This is a genomic window from Lysinibacillus sp. 1 U-2021, assembly GCF_029916965.1.
Lineage (GTDB): Bacteria > Bacillota > Bacilli > Bacillales_A > Planococcaceae > Lysinibacillus > Lysinibacillus capsici.
The window spans coordinates 538,541-556,850 of sequence record NZ_CP123966.1 but is presented as its reverse complement, the minus strand read 5'-3'; the positions used below and the strand labels follow the sequence as shown (position 1 = coordinate 556,850).

The window sequence follows — 18,310 nt, the reverse complement described above, 5'->3', positions numbered from 1 at the left end:
CTTCTACCCGAACGAAAAGATGGCAAACATGAAGAAACAAATTGTTTGCTGTTTAAAAATGTATATGTTATTATTATCTCGAATTAAAGATAATTAAATTCGAAGTAAAAAGAGGGAGTCGTATGAAGCAAAACAATCGTAACTTAAAAGCATTTACGGTCTTGTTCCGAGCATATCAAACGATTCAAGATGCAACTAAAAGAGATTTACTTCAATTCGATTTAAATCCAACTGAATTTTCGGTTCTTGAATTTTTGTATCATCATGGAGAACAACCAGTTCAAATGATTGGTAAAAAAATATTAATTGCAAGCAGTAGTATTACCTATGTGATTGATAAGCTCGAGCAAAAGGGCTATGTGTACCGTAAGGCATGTCCAAAAGATCGTCGTGTTACGTATGTATTACTAACGCTTGAGGGACAGGTTTTGATGGAGGAAATATTCCCTAAGCATGAACAGAAAATAAATGAGATATTTGAAGTATTGGAAGCTCAGGAGCTGGACAACATGATTTTATCACTTAAAAAAGTTGGCAAGAACGCCACTAACCAATAAAAAATTTTAAATATATATCTCGATATCGAGATATATAGGAGGAGCATATTATGAATCATTTAAAAGGTGTACACCATGTAACGGCTATCACAAGTAGTGCTGAAGAAAATTATAAATTCTTTACCTATGTTTTAGGAATGCGCTTAATAAAGAAAACAGTGAATCAGGATGATATTCAAACATACCATTTATTCTTTGCAGATGATAAGGGTAGTGCGGGTACAGATATGACGTTCTTTGATTTCCCTAATATCCCAAAAGGTGTACATGGTACTAATGAAATTTCAAAGACCTCTTTCCGTGTACCAACGGATGCTGCTTTAGATTATTGGATAAAGCGCTTTGATCGTTTAAATGTGAAGCATACAGGTATGAAAGAACAATTTGGTAAGAAAACACTATCTTTCGTAGATTTTGATGAGCAGCACTATCAGTTAATTTCTGATGAGTACAATACTGGTGTGGCAGCAGGTACACCTTGGCAGGATGGCCCCATCCCACTTGAGTATGCCATTACAGGTTTAGGGCCAGTTTTTGTACGTGTCGCTAATTTTAAATACTTTAAAGATGTATTAGAAAAGGTAATGCTCTTTAGAGAGATTGCAGAAGAAGGAGACTTCCATTTATTTGAAGTAGGTGATGGAGGAAATGGCGCCCAGATTATTGTCGAGCACAATACAGTCTTACCCGTTGCTCGTCAAGGTTTTGGTACTGTACACCATGCTGCCTTTCGTGTAGAGGATCGTGCGGTATTAGATGAATGGACTGCACGCTTTGAAAGTTTTGGTTTCCACACTTCTGGCTATGTAAATCGTCATTTCTTTGAATCATTGTATGCACGAGTAGCTCCGCAGATTTTATTTGAATTGGCTACAGATGGTCCAGGATTTATGGGCGATGAGCCATATGAAACATTAGGAGAAAAACTGTCATTACCACCGTTTTTAGAACCAAAACGAGAACAGATTGAAAGTCTTGTTCGTCCGATTGACACTGTAAGAAGTTCCATTATGTTCGATAAAGAATATGAGTAATACCATTTCATCCAGTTGGGAAAGAAAAGCCCTACTGGATGTATACATAACTGTATTGGGGGATAAAAAATGGAATTTTCCAAGCTGATTGATAAGCGTCGCTCTGCTAATAATTTTATCAAGGACGTTAAGATGACTGAAGAAGATATACGCTCTATTTTGGAGGATGTTAAGCTTGCCCCTTCAGCATTTAACCTACAGCATGCTAATTATATTGTTGTGCTGGATGAGGATATGAAAGAAAAGGTGAGAGAGGCAGCATATGGTCAATATAAAGTACATTCAGCTTCAGGTGTAATTCTTGTACTAGGTGACAAGGAAGCATATAAAAATACTGCTGAGCTAAGCCAGGGCATGGTGGATTTAGGCATAATTACAGCGGGCGAACTAGAGGATATTGTAGCAGAGAATACAAGATTTTATGAGGATCGTGGTGAAGGATTCATGAAAGATGAAGCCATTCGTAATGCTTCTCTGTCTGCAATGTTATTCATGCTAGCTGCGAAAAATCGTGGTTGGGACACTTGCCCAATGATTGGCTTTGATAATCAGAAAATGCGTGAGCTTTTCAATGTGCCAGAAACACATGAAATAGCCTTAATGATTACTATTGGGAAAGAAAAAGAAAGCAGTCGTCGATTACGTGGGTATCGCAAGCCAGTTGAAGAATTTGCCATTTATTATTGAAATGGTATAAAATACAATAGCTATACAAATACTATGAATAATGTACATTTAGGAGGAAACATCATGAAGGTAGTAGCAATCATAGGTAGTATCCGTAAAGAATCTTATAATATGCAATTAGCTCAATTTATTCAAAAACGTTATACAGAAAAGTTAGATCTTGAAGTATTAAGCCTAAAGGACCTACCAATGTATAATCAAGATATTGAAAATGAGGCTCCACAAGCAGTTCTTGATTTTAAAGCAAAAGTAAAAGCTGCAGATGCTGTACTTTGGGTTACACCAGAATATAATGGTACAGTGCCTGGGGTTATGGTAAATGCTATTGATTGGCTATCTCGTGTAGATAAAGTAATGATTGGCAAACCATCCATCATTATGGGTGCATCAATGGGGAACTTAGGTACTGTAAAAGCACAATTACATTTACGTGATATCTTATTCTCTCCAGGCATTAACTCACCATTACTTAGCGGCAATGACGTTTATATTGGTGCTGTTCACACTAAATTTGATGAAGAAGGCAATTTAACTGATGAAGGAACAGTGAAATTCCTTGACGTAGTCATTGATAATTTCTTAAGTTGGGCAAAAAAATACGTTTAATTAAATTCTAACCCATAAGTATACAATATACTTATGGGCATTTTTGTTTAGAAAGATGCTACTTCTGCATGAAATCTTCACACTTTCACGATATACTTTTAAGAAATTCTAAAATGGTGGTTACGGATGAGAAAATTATCATTAAAGCTTGGTATTATCTTTTTCATTACATTGTTTTGTATTGAGACCTTTATGATGTTTTTTTTGCATGTTTCCCTGACGAATTCTAGAGTGGAAGAGGAACTAGAGCGTTTACAAGCGAGAGGAAATTCACATCGTACGATATTAGAACAGAACTTCAATAATGAAACATTAGCACATGTCGTTCTTATGGAATCAGAAGCAAGTACAGATGTCGTGGTGACTGACTTTTTCGGGACAATCCTTGCATCCTCACAACCACATCAAGAAATCAGTGATCTGATTCGTGAGATAGAGGGGGAGGGGGAAATACCTTATGAAGGAAGGGTTTTACAAGACAATTGGCAAGAAGTTAAAGCTATTGCGACTATAAGCCCTATTCAAAACCAGCAAGGAACGATTGGCTATGTATTTATGTTTCAAAATACCGATTCCATCCATGCATTAATGAAACGGCTCAATAAGCATTTTCTCATCGTAGGTATTGTATCTGGTCTTGTCAGTATTGCAGTCATTGTTGTTCTATCTCGCAAGCTGGCTAAACCACTTATTCAAATGAAAGAGGCTACATTGAAAATGAGTAAGGGTGATTTTACAGTCGCTCTTTCTATGAATGGAAAAGATGAGCTTGGGGATTTATCAAATGCTATCCAGCTTTTATCCAATGATTTAAATCATCTAAGGCAAGAGCGTAAGGAGTTTTTATCGAGTATTGCACATGAGCTTCGTACACCACTAACTTTTATTAAAGGCTATACAGACATTCTTGCTAAACGGGATTTAACAGGGCAAGATCGTCAAAAGTATTTAGCTATTATAATAGAAGAAACAAATAGACTTTCAAGATTAATTAAAGATTTATTTGATTTAGCGAAAATGGATGAAAATTCATTTGTAATTGAAAAACATTGCTTATATTTAGAGCCGTTTTTTACAAACATTGAAGAAAAATTAAGTCCCGCGTTTCAAGATAAAGGTATCTATTTGGTTGTACGTTGTGATAATGGCTTAACACTATGTGCAGATGAAGCAAGACTTGAGCAAATCGTGATTAATCTATTAAATAATGCATTCATCTATTGTGCGTCAGGAGATATGACTACAGTTACTGTAAAACAAGACAGTGGAATTTTAAGCATCGTCGTTGAAGACACAGGGAAAGGAATTCCAAAGAAGGATTTACCGTATATTTTTGATCGGTTTTATCGAGTGGAAAAATCACGTAGTCGTGCATTAGGTGGATCTGGACTTGGGCTTGCTATTGTCAAGGAGCTTGTACAAGCACATGGGGGAGAAATAAAGGTTAGAAGTGAAATAAATAAAGGGACTACTTTTGAATTGTCATTTAAAGGAGTAGAAACGAATGAAAACGATTTTATGCATTGATGATGAACCAAGAATGTTAGATTTATTAACCCTTTATTTGGAACCACTATTTATTTGTAAAGCAATGTCTTCTATACAAGAGGCATTGGATTTTTTAGAAGAAGAGCATGTGGATTTAGTTCTTTTGGATATTATGATGCCAGAGATGGATGGGTGGCAGGTTTGCCAGGAAATTAGGAAGTTTTGGGATGTTCCTATCATTATGCTTACTGCAAAAGGAGAACACGCTGATATTGTAAAAGGTTTAAACCTTGGTGCAGATGACTACATTTTAAAGCCTTTTGATGAGGAAGAGTTGTTAGCACGCATACATGCTGTATTAAGAAGAACGATATCTGAAGACAAAGTGATTAACTTTGAAGGGCTTTGTTTAGATAGAGAGTCCTTTGAAGTATATTTTCAACATAAGGCAATTCCATTAACACCAAAGGAATTTGCCATGCTCGCCCTATTTTTAGATTATCAAAATAGAGCATTTTCTAGAGAACACCTTATCCATGCCGTTTGGGGATTTGATGTAACGATTGAAGATCGTACCATCGATTCACATGTACGTAATTTACGAGAAAAATTAAGAAAAAGTGGTTTTCCGGCGGATGATTACTTGCAAACCGTTTGGGGCATCGGCTATAAATGGCATAAGTCTGCAAAGAGAAAGCAAATGGAACATAAAAGCTAGAAATTAACCTCTACCAGAATTGAAGGTAGAGGTTATTTCTATTATTTTGAACTAAGCTCTTCTTCTGTTACCCATTTATGATTTGTTACAGCTTCACCACTTGTAGTGGAAGTATAATCAACCATATATACAGTTGTTTGCACAGCCTCGTCAATAAGGACAGTCGCATTTTCCATACCTTCCATATGTGTTGCGTCCGTTTTTACTTCTGTTCCAGGTGCCAGTGGTGCTTCTTGTGGGTCAATTAATTCTTCATGAATTATCCACTTATGCTTTTCTATTCGCTTTCCACCAGATGTAGGCTCATAGGAAATAACATAGGCAGTTGTACGATAGGCTCCTACTATTGTTGCTTCGGCTCCTTTCATACCTTCCATATGTCCATCTGTAATAATGGCTGTGCCCCCTACAGGAAATTTCGGGTTTTCAGCATTTTTTAACGTTACTGGTACATGGCCAGAACTTGAATGGTTCATTGTAGAATGATCCATTTTTTCAGCAGTTTCATTAGAAGTGGACGCAGGTTTTGTTTGCTCCTCTGTACAAGCCGTTAAACTAATTAGAGTGACCACTGATAATAGTCCGACTGACCATCTTTTATTGAATTTCATATGATATCCTCCTCATTATTTGCTCTTAAGGTAGCAAATAAATGTGCAGAAACGATGGATATGACCTATGAAAAATATCTAGCACAAGTAGGGGGAGATATACTATTGAATGGGCATAATCTTCAATGTTTTTTGTAATCTATAGGCGAAGATACCAGCAAAAATAGCTAAAATAATATCTTTTGGTAGTGGAGGAATCATCCAAAGCCAAGCGAGCTTATATGAAAAATTCTCTGGCGCACTTGCCCAAAGCTTATAGGCAAAAAACATCCAATTTGTTCCTATCAAATAATTTATAGCCGTTGCTACCAAAGCAGCTACGATAAAACTTTTCTTTGTCCCGCTTCGTTCTACGATCAATCCTGCAACAAATGCAGCTAATATAAATGTAATAATAAACCCAAAGGTAGGGCTTAAAATTTGGCCAATTCCACCACCGAAACGAGCAAAGACAGGGGCTCCTGCCAATCCTACGCACATATAAATTGTGCAGGCGAGCGCACCTTTTCTACTACCAAGAATAAGCCCTGCTAAAATTGCAAAGAAGGTTTGAAGCGTAATGGGTACACCACCAACTACCATAAAAGGTGCAAAGGAAGTGATATTAGCACCCACCATCATTAGCGTTGAAAATAACCCAATGTAGGTAATGTCAACAGTTCTTAACTTATGGTGACTATGTTGTGTAACAGTTGCCATGAATTTCACCTCGCTTTATAAGTTATTACTGCTAGTGTAAAAAACGAATGTATTTGTGTCAACCTTATTGTTTATTTAAGTTAACTCAATTGCTGAATTAAATTGAAGTAGACTATCTATCTATAAAAATGTATGATAGAACCGTCACCATTTTATAACTTCAAATACTATTGGTGTGACATTTTTAAATGTCACTTAAAAGGGAAGTCGGTGGAAGTCCGACGCTGTCCCGCAACTGTAACGAGGAATCCTATAATATGATTTGCCACTGTTTAAGAATGGGAAGGCAATTATAGGATAGTGAATCGAAGCCAGGAGACCTGCCATTTAGTAATACCTGTAATGCCCACGAGGATGCAAGCAATACGGACAATAGCTGGATATTTTTCTGACTTTGTTTAATCTAGGGTATTTCTATGCGCATTTTCGCATGGGATACCTTTTTTTATTGCTTCATTCATCAATATATTCAGTAGGAGTTTAAAACAGATGAATAAAAAATTTATGTTATTTTCCTTCGTACTTTTCATGGTATTAATTGTTTCAATGACCTTTGCTGTAATGGTTGGCTCAGTTTCAGTTACACCGCTATATGTATGGAAAGTTATTCTTTCTAAAATTCCTTTTATACAAAATTCGATCGAGCAAGATTGGAGTCGCTCTCAGGAAATCATCATCTGGCAAATAAGAGCACCTCGTGTTTTGCTAGCAGCGATAGTAGGAGCGGGGTTAGCTATTGCAGGGGCAGCCATTCAGGCACTAGTACGTAATTCTATTGCAGACCCGTATATTCTAGGGATTTCTTCAGGGGCAGCTGTCGGCGCTACTTCTGTGATTATTTTAGGAGCCTTTTCATTTTTAGGTATTTACGCTCTTTCAGTATCCGCATTCCTTGGTTCATTACTTGCCATTGCACTTGTCTTTTTCTTATCACGTGTTGGGGGACGTGTCTCTATTTTCCGCTTGCTATTGGCAGGCATGGCTGTGTCCTTTATCTTAACGGCTATCTCTAACTTTATTTTAATGATGTCAAAGCAAGAAGGGGCCTTAAAGGCTGTTATGTTTTGGATGCTAGGTAGTTTAGCTGGAGCCAAATGGAATAATATTGTGATTCCAGCTTTCGTATTCTTTATTGTATTTGGGCTACTGTGGCTACACTATCGCAATTTAAATTTATTATTACTAGGAGAAGAGGCGGCAGTGACATTAGGCGTTAATCTTCAGCAATTCCGTATTCAGTTAATACTACTAGTATCTCTATTAACAGGTGTGCTTGTCGCAGTTAGTGGTTCTATAGGATTTGTGGGATTAATTATTCCCCATATTGTGCGTTTAATTGTGGGCTCAAACTATAAATACGTAATACCTATCAGTGCTTTAATAGGTGGAATATTCTTAGTGTGGGCAGATGCCTTTGCTCGAATTATTATTGCTCCTCAGGAAATGCCAATTGGTATTATTACAGCTTTTTGTGGAGGACCATTTTTCATTTGGCTTCTCCGTCGTAACAACTATTCTTTCGGTGAAGGAGATTAACTTCCATGACATTAGAAGCGAAACAAATATCATTCTCCATTTACGATCAGCGTATACTGCATGATGTAAGCATTCAAATAAAAGAAAAGCAATTTGTTGGATTAATTGGTCCTAATGGGAGCGGAAAATCAACATTGTTAAAAAATATGTATCGTCTCCTAAAACCTGAAAGTGGATCGGTAGTATTAAATGAGCAAGATATATTAAAGCAATCAAGTAAAGCAATTGCGAAAAATTTGGCTGTTGTAAGCCAAGAGACACCCGTATTATTTGATTTCACTGTGCATGATTTAGTCAGTATGGGAAGAACCCCACATAAAAAGCTGTTAGAGCTTGATCAAGAGAAAGATTTTCAAATTGTTAAAGAGGCTCTTAGGCAAACGGGCATATCGCATTTAGAGAAACGAAGCTTTAGTTCGCTTTCTGGTGGCGAGAAAAAGCGTGTCATGGTTGCAAGGGCACTCGCTCAACAAGCACAGATATTAATATTAGATGAGCCGACGAATCATTTAGATATTCAACATCAACTTCAACTTATGGATTTAATTCAGACTTTGCATTTAACCGTAGTAGCAGCTTTACATGATTTGAATATTGCTGCTATGTATTGCGATCAAATTTACGTTTTACAGCAAGGGCGAATAGTTTGTCATGGTACACCAGAGGAAGTACTTACGCCAACAGTGCTGCAAGATGTATTTGGTGTTTTTGCGGATATTCAAATCCATCCAATGACAGGGAAGCCGTATCTTACATATGTTCCTGAACAGTTCACGAAGGGGTTTAGCCAAATATAGAAAAGTGTCATCTTCTATTAGATACATAAAACATCCTTTAAGGAGTGACTGTATGCAAATAGCCTTTACGAAAATGCATGGTATTGGCAACAGCTATATCTATCTTGATCTTTTCCAACATGATTACAAGGAAGATATCTTTTGTGTATTGGCTCAAAAAATGGCCAATGTCCATACTGGTATTGGCTCAGATGGATTGATTATTATCCAACCCTCTAAAATTGCTGACTGTGGTATGCGTGTATTTAATAAAGATGGATCTGAGGGGACAAATTGTGGTAACGGTCTTCGCTGTGTTGCTAAGTATATTTTTGAACGTCATATTGTACGACAAGAGCTAATTACGATTGAAACGAAATCCGGGATTATGCTGGCACAGGTAGTGGTGCAAGACAATCGTGTAATAGAAGTGATTGTCGATATGGGCAAACCTCTCTTATTGCGCAAAGACATTCCGATGTTAGGAAACCCAAATGAGCTTGTCATCAATGAGATATTTCCTTTACCCCAACAGTCTCTTATGGTAACTGCTTTGTTTTTGGGCAATCCGAATACTGTAGTTTTTGTGAATGCGATCGAGCAAGCACCATTAAGAACATTAGGCGGTATTATAGCAAACGATATGAGATTTCCTTATCGCTGCAATGTTGAGTTTGTAGAGGTTGTTCATGAGAAGGCATTAAAATGCTGCGTTTGGGAACGAGGTTCGGGTATAACAGAGGCATGTGGGACAGGTGCTTGTGCAGCGGTAGTGGCTGCTATATTAAATGGTTTTTGTCAGAAGGGGGAAGAAATAGTAGTCCAACTTAGTGGTGGTGACTTAGCCATACGATGGGCTGACAATGACCATATCTGGATGCGTGGTCCTGCAGCATTTATTGCAGATGGTATTTATGAATTTTTATCTTAATTACTCCCATCCTTCTTCGTCATGCCATTTTAAATAAATGAATACAGGACGCCTCCGATTTAAGGGTGGCGTCCTATATTGTAAAGCCATTAAGATACTGCTTTTAAGCCTGCTACACCTATGATAATTGCTATGATACTGATAATACGTGATAGATTTTTGGATTCGCCAAAGAAAATGATATTTACGAGTACAGCTCCAACAGTACCAATTCCTACCCAAACAACATAGGCAATACTTAACTGCAAATAGTTGAAGGATGTATATAAAAGGGCAAAGGACACACCAAAACCACCAATATATAACATTAAGTTTCGTAATGTTTTATACTGACTATAGAAGCGTAAGCCAACCACACCTATAATTTCAGACAATGCAGCTAAGATAATAAGTACCCAACCCATTATACATTCTCTCCTTTCGTTTGCACCTGCTCTTTAGAGGAATTATCCGCTAATTTTAGACCAATCACACCTAATAATAAAATAATCATGAACAGTCCTTTAACGGCATTAAATTCTCCTTCGAAAATGAAAATATCCATTAATGTGGTACCGATTGCACCTGCTCCGGCGAAAATAGCGTAGACTGTACCAGTAGGTAAGCTCTCACAAGCCTTCGATAAGAAATGAAAATCTATAGCAATGATTGTCACAATAATTATCCAATGCCACCATGAGCTTGCTACGTTAAAGCCAAATACCCAAAGCAATTCAAATAAACTTGTTAAAACGACGTACATCCATTCTTTTTTCATCAATAAAATCCTTTCTATTAGGCAATGTAATGACTGACATTCAGTCATTTTTGAGGTAAAAGAGAACGTCACTTTTATGGGTGACGTAGGCCAAGTGCGTGAGATAGGAAGTCTATAAGCTCAAGCTTGAGCAATTTCATTGTTTCGTCCTTGCTATCATCAAATAAATAAATTTGTTCAGCAGCAGATTCAATTAGACCAATCATCAGTTTAGCAGAACGTGTTGGGTCAATTGAATCACGTATCATTCCCTGTTGCTGGCCAGATAGTAAGAAATGACTCATCCAGTCATAATAGGGTGCATATATATTTTCCCATTCTTTTAAATGCTCAGTTTGCGCAATACCTGCATAAATAAGTGCAACGATGTCTCCATAATCTTTCGTGATTAAGAAAATCATTTCCACAACCTCTTCAAGTTGCTGTTCAAAGGGCTTATGACTTGAAATACCTTCATCTAAGGTAGCAATAATTCTTTCTACCATATTTTTTGCAATAGCAGGCATAACAGAAAGGCGTGATGGGAAATAAAGATAAAATGTTCCTTGAGCGATCCCAGCAGCTTTAACGATATCTGAAACCTTTGTTTTTTCTATACCTTTTTCTCGAAAAACCTCAATGGCAGCTTGAATAATTTTTTCTTCTTTTGACATGCAATCCCTCACTTTTGCCTTACTTAATTATTATGTTATAGAATAAGAAAAATAATGTCAATAAAAATGACTGATTATCAGTCATTTTTATTATCCAATGTTCGTTTGTCATTCCACAATTATGCGTAAGAGTATATTTTCTATATTTCGGGGAATTGTATAATTGAAAGGATTGATAACCATGAAAGAAATTAAGTTTGCACAATTAGACCCGCAGCAACTAGAAAAAATTAATGAGCTTGAAGAAAAGATTGGTGTAACATTAGTTGCCTATGATGCTTCCTCCACACCATCACACGGTTCTGGCGCTTTTGAGTCAAATAATAGCACTACTACAAATCATCCATCATAATGAAGTGAGAAATGCCTTGCAGTAATGTAAGGTATTTTCGTTTTATAGAATGTATTTAAAGGAGTGTTTGAATTGAATGAATTCTATGCTGATTTACATATTCATATTGGACGTACTTCTAGTGGAAGGGCAGTGAAAATTACTGGCAGTAAAACGTTAACATTAGCACGAATTTTAGAGACGGCTAGTGCAAGAAAGGGATTAGACATCATTGGGATCATTGACTGTCACTCACCTGAAGTAATCGAAGAAATGGTGAGGATGATTGAACAAGGAGAACTGCAAGAACTTAAAGAAGGTGGTCTGCGATTTCAGGAAACGACTTTAATTCCCGGATCAGAGATCGAAATTTATGATCAACATTGTCAGGGTCCTATTCATGTGCTTGCTTACTTTCCTACACTAGAGCTCATGAAGCTGTTCTCAGAATGGATGTCACAACATATGAAGAATATCCATTTAAGTTCACAGCGTATTTATTGTGATGGCAAGACCTTGCAGCAAAAGGTGCATGAATTAGGAGGTATTTTTATTCCTGCACATGTATTTACACCATTTAAAAGCTTGTTTGGCAAAGGGGTTCGTCGAAGTTTAACTGAAGTCTTTGATCCGGAGCTTATTGATGGCATTGAATTAGGTTTAAGCTCTGATACAAATATGGTAAGTCATATTAAAGAATTACAAGCATATACATTCGTTAGCAATTCTGATGCACATTCGCTTGGAAAATTGGCACGAGAATATCAAAAGTTACGATTAGCAGAAGCAAATTTTACAGAATTAAAAATGGCCCTGCATGAGCAAGAGGGACGAGCAGTAATAGCCAATTATGGCCTAAATCCTTTGCTTGGTAAATATCATCAAACAGTTTGTGCAAAATGTAGTCAACAGCTAAGTAAAGAGGCTACCATTTGTACAGAATGTGGGAGTACTCAAATTATAAAGGGAGTAGCTACCCGTATACAGGAGCTATCTGAAGACTTTCCCAATAAACGAAATAGACCACCTTACATTCATCAGATACCACTTGATTTTATTCCAGGTATTGGTCCTAAAATGATGGAACGTTTAATCGAGGCATTTGGTACAGAAATGAATATTTTGCATCGTGTAACAATCGACCAGCTTGAACAAACTGTACCACATAAACTAGCCCAATTAATCGATTTAGCGAGAACGGGTCAATTAGCCATTGAAGTTGGTGGAGGTGGGATTTATGGAAAGATACAGGTTGATTAGATAAAAAATGAAATATTTCAAAAAGATTGTTGTAATTTAACCTATTTTTATCATTCCTCTAGTAAAATAGTGAAAACAACGACTATTTTATAAGTAGAGGAGAGAGTAAATGCGATTATCAAAGAAATTTCGTTTTTTAGCTTCAAGTGTATTGGCTTTGCAATTAGCTATACCTGTAGCAGCTAGTGCAGAGGAAGGGCAGGGTGACCATATAGCACCAAGTTGGGTTGTACAAACTGATTATGTGGCACTTGGTGATTCATTAGCACATGGGATGAATGAAGTTGGTGGAATTGGATTAGGCTATACCGATTTTATTGCACAGGCATTACAACAAGACGGCTTCCTTACTTCCTTTAATAAGGGCTTTGCTATGTCAGGCTACACAACTAAAAATATTTTAGCTGATCTACAAAATGATGTGGCAAAAACAGTGACTGGTTTTGGCTATACAGAGGAACAGGCAAAGTTACGAGCTTCTATTAAAGAAGCTGAAATCATCACATTAACAGCTGGGGCAAATGATCTATTGCCAATATTAAAAGAATCCCAAGCAACGGGAATTGACACGGTGGCTATCATAAAAGCTACTAAAGAAGCTGTATCGAACATTGCTACTATTCTATCTGAAATCAAAAAGATTAATCCACAAGCTGAAGTATATGTAATGGGCTATTATAATTCCTTCCCATACTATAGTGAGAACTTACAAAAACAATTTAATCTGTTATTAGCTACATTGAATTCAACAATCAAAACAACTACTGAAAAAGCGGGCGCTATTTTTGTTCCTACATATGATGTTGTTGCAAAAGATGTTGCCAACTATCTACCAAACCCTGAAAATATTCATTTAAGTGAAGCTGGTTATTTAGCGGTAGCAAATGAAGCATTTTTACCAATCATTAAAACAAGCTCTTTATGGGATGTCACGCAGGCTATTGGAGTAGATGTAAAAAATCGTACAACTGTTAAGGTTAACTGGCAAGAAGCGACAGATAATGTAGGCATAGCAAATTACCTTGTCTATGTGAATGGAAAATTAACTTCAACATTAAATGCAGACACTACTACGATTACGCTCACAGATTTAATAGAAAATACAAGCTACAATGTATCTATCAAAGCAATTGATGCTGCTGGTAATGAAAGTGTTCAAAATCCTACAGTAACGTTCACTACGAAAGGAACAGTTAGCTTTACAGATACACAGAATCATTGGGCAAAAGATTATATTCAAAAAGCCGCAAATACAGGTTTAATGAATGGCTATACAGATGGAACATTTAGGCCTGAGAGTAGTGTAACACGTGCCCAAGCTGCAGCAATTCTTGTAAGAAGTCTTGGCTTAACTACAGAAGAAAAAGCACCATTTACTGATATCACAAATTATGATGCAGCAACCCAATCAGAAATTGCGGCAGCATATGTACATGGTCTTATTAAAGGAACAGATGGGAAATTTAAGCCCGGACACCCTGTGACACGGGCTCAATTAGCTTTAATGATTCATCGCGCCTATGAACAGCAATCTAATCAGCCGTATATTGCAAAAGGCAATGTGCCATTTGTAGATGTTGCTTCATATAATGCAGAAACCAAACGAGCCATCACAATGCTGTATGAATTAGGAATCGTGACAGGGGATGGAGGCAAATTTTCACCTGAGGCTGTCACAACAAGAGGTCAAGCAGCTAAAATATTTACCAATCTTAGTCAGCTACTCATTCAATAATCATTAAAAGGTAGGGGGATTGTCTCCTCTACCTTTTGACGTTTTCGTAAAAAACGAAGTTAAAGTTTAACTAGATAAAGGAGAATGGGATGTTGTCATTTATATTATCTGCTAAAAGATTAGGAAAAGGTTTGTGGAGGTCCTTTAAACGTCCACAGTTCCTTTCATTATTTACTACACTATTTTTAATCATTCTATCAGGAACTCTATTCTATAAGGGGACAGAAGGGTGGTATTGGTTGGATGCCATGTATTTTGCTGTAGTGAGCTTAATTCCAACTGGAGTCGAAACAGGACTATATCCAACAACGGCTTATTCTAAAGTATTTACAATGATTTATTTAATTGTTGGTACAGGAGTAATGTTTATCATGTTATTAATGTTGGGACGCTCTATCGTAGATTTTTCTCTTAATGAAGAAGAAAAAGAAGAGGTTAAAAAACGTTTGAAAAAGTAAAATAGCAGTACAATGAATTCTTTTGGACGATTCATTGTACTGCTATTTTTTATGATAGTTTGGCAATAATGCCTTCTTCGTCATCTAAAACAAGTTCAATCCCTGTCGAGAATGGATCACCATGTAGAACATCCTTGATCCAAACACGTAAGGCACCAATCATGGCTGCTGTATTAAGCACCTCGATTTGACCGTTGACTTCGACCTCTGCACCAAAACCTGCATCATCCTCGTAAGTCAATTCAACAAGAACATCCTCAGGGCGAATGCTTTGATAGTAGGCTTGAGATAAACAAATAGCATTAATAATATCTTGTTCACTGATTATTTGTGCCATTGTGCTTCCTCTTTGCGCTTTTTATCTTTAAATATATTCATTATCTTCACAACAAGCATCACAATAACAACAATTGCTGCCACATTAATGAGTAAACCTAAAATATTCCCCAGTATACCCATACCACTAAATAGACTACCGAATAATAATCCAGCAAGTCCCCCAAGCATTAATCCTTTCATCAGACCACCTGAGAAAAAGCCACCTTTTTTAGTAGTATCTGCTTTATTAGTAGATGTTGAGTTGTTTTTATTTGTTGTTGCATTGTTTTGATCTTTAGTAGTATCCGATTTTTGGATATTCGAGCTATTATTATTGTTAGAGAAGCCCTTTTTACCCGATTTATAGGATTTAGCTTCTGCCGTTGGTGTATCAGAAATAAATAATGTTGCACCAACAGTCGAAAATATCAGTGTCGCTGCAAAAAGAGCGGCAAGAATTTTTTTCATTACATACATTCCTCCAATATAATTTTTAATCTAATCATAAACTAGTTCTTATATAGTAATATTACATGAACTATATTAAAAAATAAAACAAACGCTTTCAAAAATTAAGCTATATCAAAAAATATGGACAAATAGTGGCAGATGTAATGATTGTAGAAATTATGCAATAGGAAGGAGTGAAAAAATGCTACTAACTTTATCAATCTTCCTTACCATTTTTATCATTTTGTACCTAACAGAAAAAAGGCGCTTTCTCAACGTTGTAGCCCTTGGCCTGATAGGGATATATATTGTCAGAGCGTTTATTATTCATTATCCTTTATTGCTACCAAATGATCAGGGGATTATTTCTGAAATGGGGATATTCATTATATTAGGAAGCTTTCCAAGTATTATGTTTATTTTATCAATAGCCATGTTTTTTAATAGTAAAGTATTATTGGAAAAGGAAGGACGCAAATTCCGTAACTTAATGTTAGCCATATTAGGGCTAAGTTTTGTTATTATGATGTTATGGTATGTATTCGTCATTTTTATTGAAATTGAAAATGTATTTTGGCATATTCTTTTCTTCTATGCGTTTTTGATTTTTGGTTATACAATGTTCTTATACACTAGTGTCCTTGCTTATTCAATATTGTATCTTCTTACACCAATACGTTATAAACCAAATTACATTATTGCATTAGGTTCAGGATTAATTGGCGATAGAGTACCTCCACTTTTAGCAAGCCGATTAGATGAAGCAGTAAAGCAATATATAAAGTATGAGATGAAGCCTTATATCATTGTCTCTGGTGGTCAAGGAAATGATGAAAAGGTATCAGAAGCATATGCAATGAAACAATACCTAATAGAAGTACATCATATTCCGACTGACAAGATAATAATGGAGGATTGTTCAGCCAATACAGAACAAAATATGATCTTTTCAAAGCAAATAATGGACCACCATTCTCATGGAGTTAACTATCGTTCCATTTTTGTTACGAATAATTTCCATGTGTTTCGCGCAAGTATTTATGCTCGAAAAGCAGCATTAGATGCCGAGGGAATTGGCTCAAAAACTGCTTTTTACTATGTTCCGAATGCATTCACACGAGAATTTATAGGTTTATTAGCCATGTATAAATGGACCCATGTCACAGTATTTTTAATTATTACGCTATTCGTAGGCTTACTATTAAGAGCATATGTGTAACCAAACTTCAACTGTCTTCCATATAATAGTGGTAAGGCAGTTTTTTACATAGTGTGCAAGGGAGGAAAATAATGTACGAGCAAATTTTAGCCAAGCGAAATAAAGAACGAATAATTTCCCTACAAAATCTTACACAAACTCAAGATCAGTGGTTTGCTCAAAATATAAAATTACTTACATTCGCTGAAGTTAACCTAACAGCCTTGCAGAAAATACTGTATCAAGTAGTACGAGGGTTATTAAAAGAACAGCAACAACGTCATTTGCAGATTGTCCATACAGTGCAATCTCAATCGATACAGGAGAATGTATTAACGCTGTTGGCAGAATATGATGATGTCTTGCGCGATGCCATTCCACAGCCTATCTATATACTCATTTGGCAAATTTCTTCGCTAGAAAAGTTAAAAAACAGTATAGAAGTAGTAGATGATGTGCTTGATATTGTAGAGTGGTTTTTTTGCCATCAAGATGAACAAGTTGCTGCTCTAGATGAAGAGGACTTAGATCATGAGCTGATTATTGATTTGTATAAAGAAGCGGTTGAAGAGCAGGATGGAGATGCCCAATATCAACTGGGCGAATACTATAATTCTAGAGAGGGTAAACATTTTCAACCTGAAAAATCATTGAAATGGTTTGAGCTAGCTGCTGTCCAGGGAAATGCTGATGCTCAATATATGCTTGGGAATTTCTGCTTTGGGGGCATAGGTATGGAGGAGAATTATTCCCTTGCCTTTTCATACTATGAAAAGGCAGCTTTGCAGGGACATGCGGATGCTGCCAATAATTTAGCAGATATGTACTTTAATGGCGAGGGCGTATCAACGAATTATACATTGGCAAAAAAATGGTTTGATTATGCTGCACAAAAGAATGTGGCAGAGGCAATGTTTACGTTAGGAATAATTTATGAGCAGGGGTTAGGCGTTGAGGTAGATGAGAAAGAAGCTTTTAACGCCTATAAAAAATCAGCTGAGGCAGGGTATGTGGAAGCACAATATCGACTTGGTGGAATTTATTTAGAGGGGCGCTTAGGCCAAGCGAAAGATGTCAATCGTGGTCTGTTTTGGTATGAAAGAGCTGCGGAACAATATCATGTAGATGCCTTTTATGATTTAGGTTATATATGGAGTAATGGTCTGGCTGGAATACGCAATCTTGAAAAAGGTATTCATTGGTTTAAGCAGGCTGCACTTCAAGGAGATGTAGAAGCCAAGCTACAATTAGGGCATATTTTTAATAAAGATACAGGGTTAGATAGAAATCTAAAAGAAGCTATTAAATGGTATGGACTCGCGGCAGATGCAGGATCCGAAGAAGCGGCTAAAATATTACAGGAACTTAAAGGATTGTAAATTTAGTGTTAAAAAAACATAGGCTTTTAGAATGATTTATAAAGCTATGGAGTATGGGTATTTTAGTCTGAAATAAACTACTGTATATGGGTATGTAGATAGATGGTAATTCAGGGTAAAAAATATTA

At 36.5% G+C, this 18,310-nt stretch carries 22 protein-coding genes and 1 riboswitch; of the genes, 15 read left to right on the top strand and 7 right to left on the bottom strand.

The window, feature by feature from the left end; all coding sequences use genetic code 11:
• The first annotated feature begins 122 nt into the window (after positions 1-122).
• The 6 genes from QH639_RS02950 to QH639_RS02925 all read left to right on the top strand — a co-directional run bounded on the left by QH639_RS02950 (position 123) and on the right by QH639_RS02925 (position 5,090).
• Positions 123-557, top strand: a complete 435-nt coding sequence (locus QH639_RS02950; protein WP_131522350.1) for a MarR family winged helix-turn-helix transcriptional regulator — start codon at positions 123-125, stop codon at positions 555-557.
• 50 nt (positions 558-607) lie between these two features.
• The gene (locus tag QH639_RS02945) at positions 608-1,591 is read left to right on the top strand and encodes a ring-cleaving dioxygenase (protein WP_131522349.1); all 984 of its coding nucleotides are present in this window, start codon (positions 608-610) and stop codon (positions 1,589-1,591) included.
• A gap of 69 nt (positions 1,592-1,660) precedes the next feature.
• Positions 1,661-2,278 (top strand): nitroreductase family protein, encoded by a 618-nt coding sequence (locus tag QH639_RS02940; protein WP_131522348.1) that lies wholly within the window; start codon positions 1,661-1,663, stop codon positions 2,276-2,278.
• 63 nt (positions 2,279-2,341) lie between these two features.
• On the top strand, positions 2,342-2,884 hold the full coding sequence (locus QH639_RS02935) for an NADPH-dependent FMN reductase (RefSeq protein WP_281115641.1): 543 nt from the start codon (positions 2,342-2,344) through the stop codon (positions 2,882-2,884).
• A gap of 126 nt (positions 2,885-3,010) precedes the next feature.
• The gene (locus QH639_RS02930) at positions 3,011-4,411 is read left to right on the top strand and encodes a sensor histidine kinase (RefSeq protein WP_237898771.1); all 1,401 of its coding nucleotides are present in this window, start codon (positions 3,011-3,013) and stop codon (positions 4,409-4,411) included.
• Positions 4,389-5,090, top strand: coding sequence for a response regulator transcription factor (locus tag QH639_RS02925; protein ID WP_131522347.1), 702 nt, complete (start codon positions 4,389-4,391; stop codon positions 5,088-5,090). The genes QH639_RS02930 and QH639_RS02925 overlap by 23 nt, the downstream gene beginning before the upstream one ends.
• A 41-nt stretch (positions 5,091-5,131) precedes the next feature.
• Here the strand turns inward: QH639_RS02925 and QH639_RS02920 are convergent, their stop codons facing one another.
• Positions 5,132-5,701: a YdhK family protein gene (locus tag QH639_RS02920; protein WP_237898770.1), complete on the bottom strand. Its 570-nt coding sequence runs from the start codon at positions 5,699-5,701 to the stop codon at positions 5,132-5,134.
• Positions 5,702-5,803: 102 nt separating this feature from the next.
• On the bottom strand, positions 5,804-6,400 hold the full coding sequence (locus tag QH639_RS02915; RefSeq protein ID WP_131522346.1) for a biotin transporter BioY: 597 nt from the start codon (positions 6,398-6,400) through the stop codon (positions 5,804-5,806).
• 154 nt (positions 6,401-6,554) lie between these two features.
• Positions 6,555-6,742: riboswitch (cobalamin riboswitch) on the top strand.
• A 147-nt stretch (positions 6,743-6,889) separates the two neighbouring features.
• Between QH639_RS02915 and QH639_RS02910 the strand changes: the two genes are divergently transcribed.
• Genes QH639_RS02910 through dapF form a run of 3 tightly spaced genes read left to right on the top strand, consistent with a single transcriptional unit; the run spans position 6,890 to position 9,643 of the window.
• Complete coding sequence (locus QH639_RS02910) at positions 6,890-7,936, top strand: FecCD family ABC transporter permease (protein ID WP_048394957.1); 1,047 nt, start codon at positions 6,890-6,892, stop codon at positions 7,934-7,936.
• A gap of 5 nt (positions 7,937-7,941) precedes the next feature.
• Positions 7,942-8,733, top strand: a complete 792-nt coding sequence (locus tag QH639_RS02905; RefSeq protein ID WP_237898769.1) for a heme ABC transporter ATP-binding protein — start codon at positions 7,942-7,944, stop codon at positions 8,731-8,733.
• A 52-nt stretch (positions 8,734-8,785) separates the two neighbouring features.
• Positions 8,786-9,643 (top strand): diaminopimelate epimerase, encoded by an 858-nt coding sequence (dapF, locus tag QH639_RS02900; protein ID WP_131522344.1) that lies wholly within the window; start codon positions 8,786-8,788, stop codon positions 9,641-9,643.
• Between the two features lie 89 nt (positions 9,644-9,732).
• On the opposite strand, the gene QH639_RS02895 is transcribed toward dapF, so the two are convergent.
• The 3 genes from QH639_RS02895 to QH639_RS02885 all read right to left on the bottom strand — a co-directional run bounded on the left by QH639_RS02895 (position 9,733) and on the right by QH639_RS02885 (position 11,053).
• A complete protein-coding gene (locus tag QH639_RS02895) occupies positions 9,733-10,047 on the bottom strand; it encodes a DMT family transporter (protein ID WP_131522343.1) in 315 nt (104 codons plus the stop codon).
• Positions 10,047-10,400 carry a DMT family transporter gene (locus QH639_RS02890; RefSeq protein ID WP_131522342.1) on the bottom strand — a complete coding sequence of 118 codons (354 nt, stop codon included), beginning with the start codon at positions 10,398-10,400 and terminating at the stop codon, positions 10,047-10,049. Before QH639_RS02890 ends, QH639_RS02895 begins: the two co-directional genes overlap by 1 nt.
• 74 nt (positions 10,401-10,474) lie before the next feature.
• Positions 10,475-11,053, bottom strand: a complete 579-nt coding sequence (locus QH639_RS02885) for a TetR/AcrR family transcriptional regulator (protein ID WP_237898768.1) — start codon at positions 11,051-11,053, stop codon at positions 10,475-10,477.
• Between the two features lie 181 nt (positions 11,054-11,234).
• Here QH639_RS02885 and QH639_RS02880 point away from each other — a divergent pair, with 181 nt between their 5' ends.
• The 4 genes from QH639_RS02880 (at position 11,235) to QH639_RS02865 (ending at position 14,837) form a co-directional block, all read left to right on the top strand.
• Positions 11,235-11,405, top strand: coding sequence for a hypothetical protein (locus QH639_RS02880; RefSeq protein ID WP_175400775.1), 171 nt, complete (start codon positions 11,235-11,237; stop codon positions 11,403-11,405).
• Between the two features lie 72 nt (positions 11,406-11,477).
• A complete protein-coding gene (locus QH639_RS02875) occupies positions 11,478-12,644 on the top strand; it encodes an endonuclease Q family protein (protein WP_237898767.1) in 1,167 nt (388 codons plus the stop codon).
• A 109-nt stretch (positions 12,645-12,753) separates the two neighbouring features.
• Entirely contained in the window at positions 12,754-14,379 is a 1,626-nt protein-coding gene (locus tag QH639_RS02870) for an S-layer homology domain-containing protein (RefSeq protein ID WP_237898766.1), read from the top strand.
• Between the two features lie 89 nt (positions 14,380-14,468).
• Positions 14,469-14,837, top strand: a complete 369-nt coding sequence (locus QH639_RS02865; RefSeq protein WP_048394973.1) for an ion channel — start codon at positions 14,469-14,471, stop codon at positions 14,835-14,837.
• A 49-nt stretch (positions 14,838-14,886) separates the two neighbouring features.
• Here QH639_RS02865 and QH639_RS02860 read toward each other — a convergent pair whose 3' ends face one another.
• Complete coding sequence (locus tag QH639_RS02860; RefSeq protein WP_131522337.1) at positions 14,887-15,174, bottom strand: DUF2653 family protein; 288 nt, start codon at positions 15,172-15,174, stop codon at positions 14,887-14,889.
• Complete coding sequence (locus QH639_RS02855; protein ID WP_131522336.1) at positions 15,162-15,623, bottom strand: hypothetical protein; 462 nt, start codon at positions 15,621-15,623, stop codon at positions 15,162-15,164. Before QH639_RS02855 ends, QH639_RS02860 begins: the two co-directional genes overlap by 13 nt.
• Before the next feature lie 184 nt (positions 15,624-15,807).
• Between QH639_RS02855 and QH639_RS02850 the strand changes: the two genes are divergently transcribed.
• On the top strand, positions 15,808-16,824 hold the full coding sequence (locus QH639_RS02850) for a YdcF family protein (protein WP_237898761.1): 1,017 nt from the start codon (positions 15,808-15,810) through the stop codon (positions 16,822-16,824).
• Between the two features lie 71 nt (positions 16,825-16,895).
• Positions 16,896-18,182 carry a tetratricopeptide repeat protein gene (locus QH639_RS02845; protein ID WP_131522334.1) on the top strand — a complete coding sequence of 429 codons (1,287 nt, stop codon included), beginning with the start codon at positions 16,896-16,898 and terminating at the stop codon, positions 18,180-18,182.
• Positions 18,183-18,310: the final 128 nt, after the last annotated feature.

Excerpts from the sequence above, each read along its gene's own strand:
- QH639_RS02950 (WP_131522350.1), top strand. The coding sequence starts at position 123 with ATGAAGCAAAACAATCGTAACTTAAAAGCATTTACGGTCTTGTTCCGA.
- QH639_RS02945 (WP_131522349.1), top strand. The coding sequence starts at position 608 with ATGAATCATTTAAAAGGTGTACACCATGTAACGGCTATCACAAGTAGT.
- QH639_RS02940 (WP_131522348.1), top strand. The coding sequence starts at position 1,661 with ATGGAATTTTCCAAGCTGATTGATAAGCGTCGCTCTGCTAATAATTTT.
- QH639_RS02935 (WP_281115641.1), top strand. The coding sequence starts at position 2,342 with ATGAAGGTAGTAGCAATCATAGGTAGTATCCGTAAAGAATCTTATAAT.
- QH639_RS02930 (WP_237898771.1), top strand. The coding sequence starts at position 3,011 with ATGAGAAAATTATCATTAAAGCTTGGTATTATCTTTTTCATTACATTG.
- QH639_RS02925 (WP_131522347.1), top strand. The coding sequence starts at position 4,389 with ATGAAAACGATTTTATGCATTGATGATGAACCAAGAATGTTAGATTTA.
- QH639_RS02920 (WP_237898770.1), bottom strand. The coding sequence starts at position 5,701 with ATGAAATTCAATAAAAGATGGTCAGTCGGACTATTATCAGTGGTCACT.
- QH639_RS02915 (WP_131522346.1), bottom strand. The coding sequence starts at position 6,400 with ATGGCAACTGTTACACAACATAGTCACCATAAGTTAAGAACTGTTGAC.
- QH639_RS02910 (WP_048394957.1), top strand. The coding sequence starts at position 6,890 with ATGAATAAAAAATTTATGTTATTTTCCTTCGTACTTTTCATGGTATTA.
- QH639_RS02905 (WP_237898769.1), top strand. The coding sequence starts at position 7,942 with ATGACATTAGAAGCGAAACAAATATCATTCTCCATTTACGATCAGCGT.
- dapF (WP_131522344.1), top strand. The coding sequence starts at position 8,786 with ATGCAAATAGCCTTTACGAAAATGCATGGTATTGGCAACAGCTATATC.
- QH639_RS02895 (WP_131522343.1), bottom strand. The coding sequence starts at position 10,047 with ATGGGTTGGGTACTTATTATCTTAGCTGCATTGTCTGAAATTATAGGT.
- QH639_RS02890 (WP_131522342.1), bottom strand. The coding sequence starts at position 10,400 with ATGAAAAAAGAATGGATGTACGTCGTTTTAACAAGTTTATTTGAATTG.
- QH639_RS02885 (WP_237898768.1), bottom strand. The coding sequence starts at position 11,053 with ATGTCAAAAGAAGAAAAAATTATTCAAGCTGCCATTGAGGTTTTTCGA.
- QH639_RS02880 (WP_175400775.1), top strand. The coding sequence starts at position 11,235 with ATGAAAGAAATTAAGTTTGCACAATTAGACCCGCAGCAACTAGAAAAA.
- QH639_RS02870 (WP_237898766.1), top strand. The coding sequence starts at position 12,754 with ATGCGATTATCAAAGAAATTTCGTTTTTTAGCTTCAAGTGTATTGGCT.
- QH639_RS02865 (WP_048394973.1), top strand. The coding sequence starts at position 14,469 with ATGTTGTCATTTATATTATCTGCTAAAAGATTAGGAAAAGGTTTGTGG.
- QH639_RS02860 (WP_131522337.1), bottom strand. The coding sequence starts at position 15,174 with ATGGCACAAATAATCAGTGAACAAGATATTATTAATGCTATTTGTTTA.
- QH639_RS02855 (WP_131522336.1), bottom strand. The coding sequence starts at position 15,623 with ATGAAAAAAATTCTTGCCGCTCTTTTTGCAGCGACACTGATATTTTCG.
- QH639_RS02850 (WP_237898761.1), top strand. The coding sequence starts at position 15,808 with ATGCTACTAACTTTATCAATCTTCCTTACCATTTTTATCATTTTGTAC.
- QH639_RS02845 (WP_131522334.1), top strand. The coding sequence starts at position 16,896 with ATGTACGAGCAAATTTTAGCCAAGCGAAATAAAGAACGAATAATTTCC.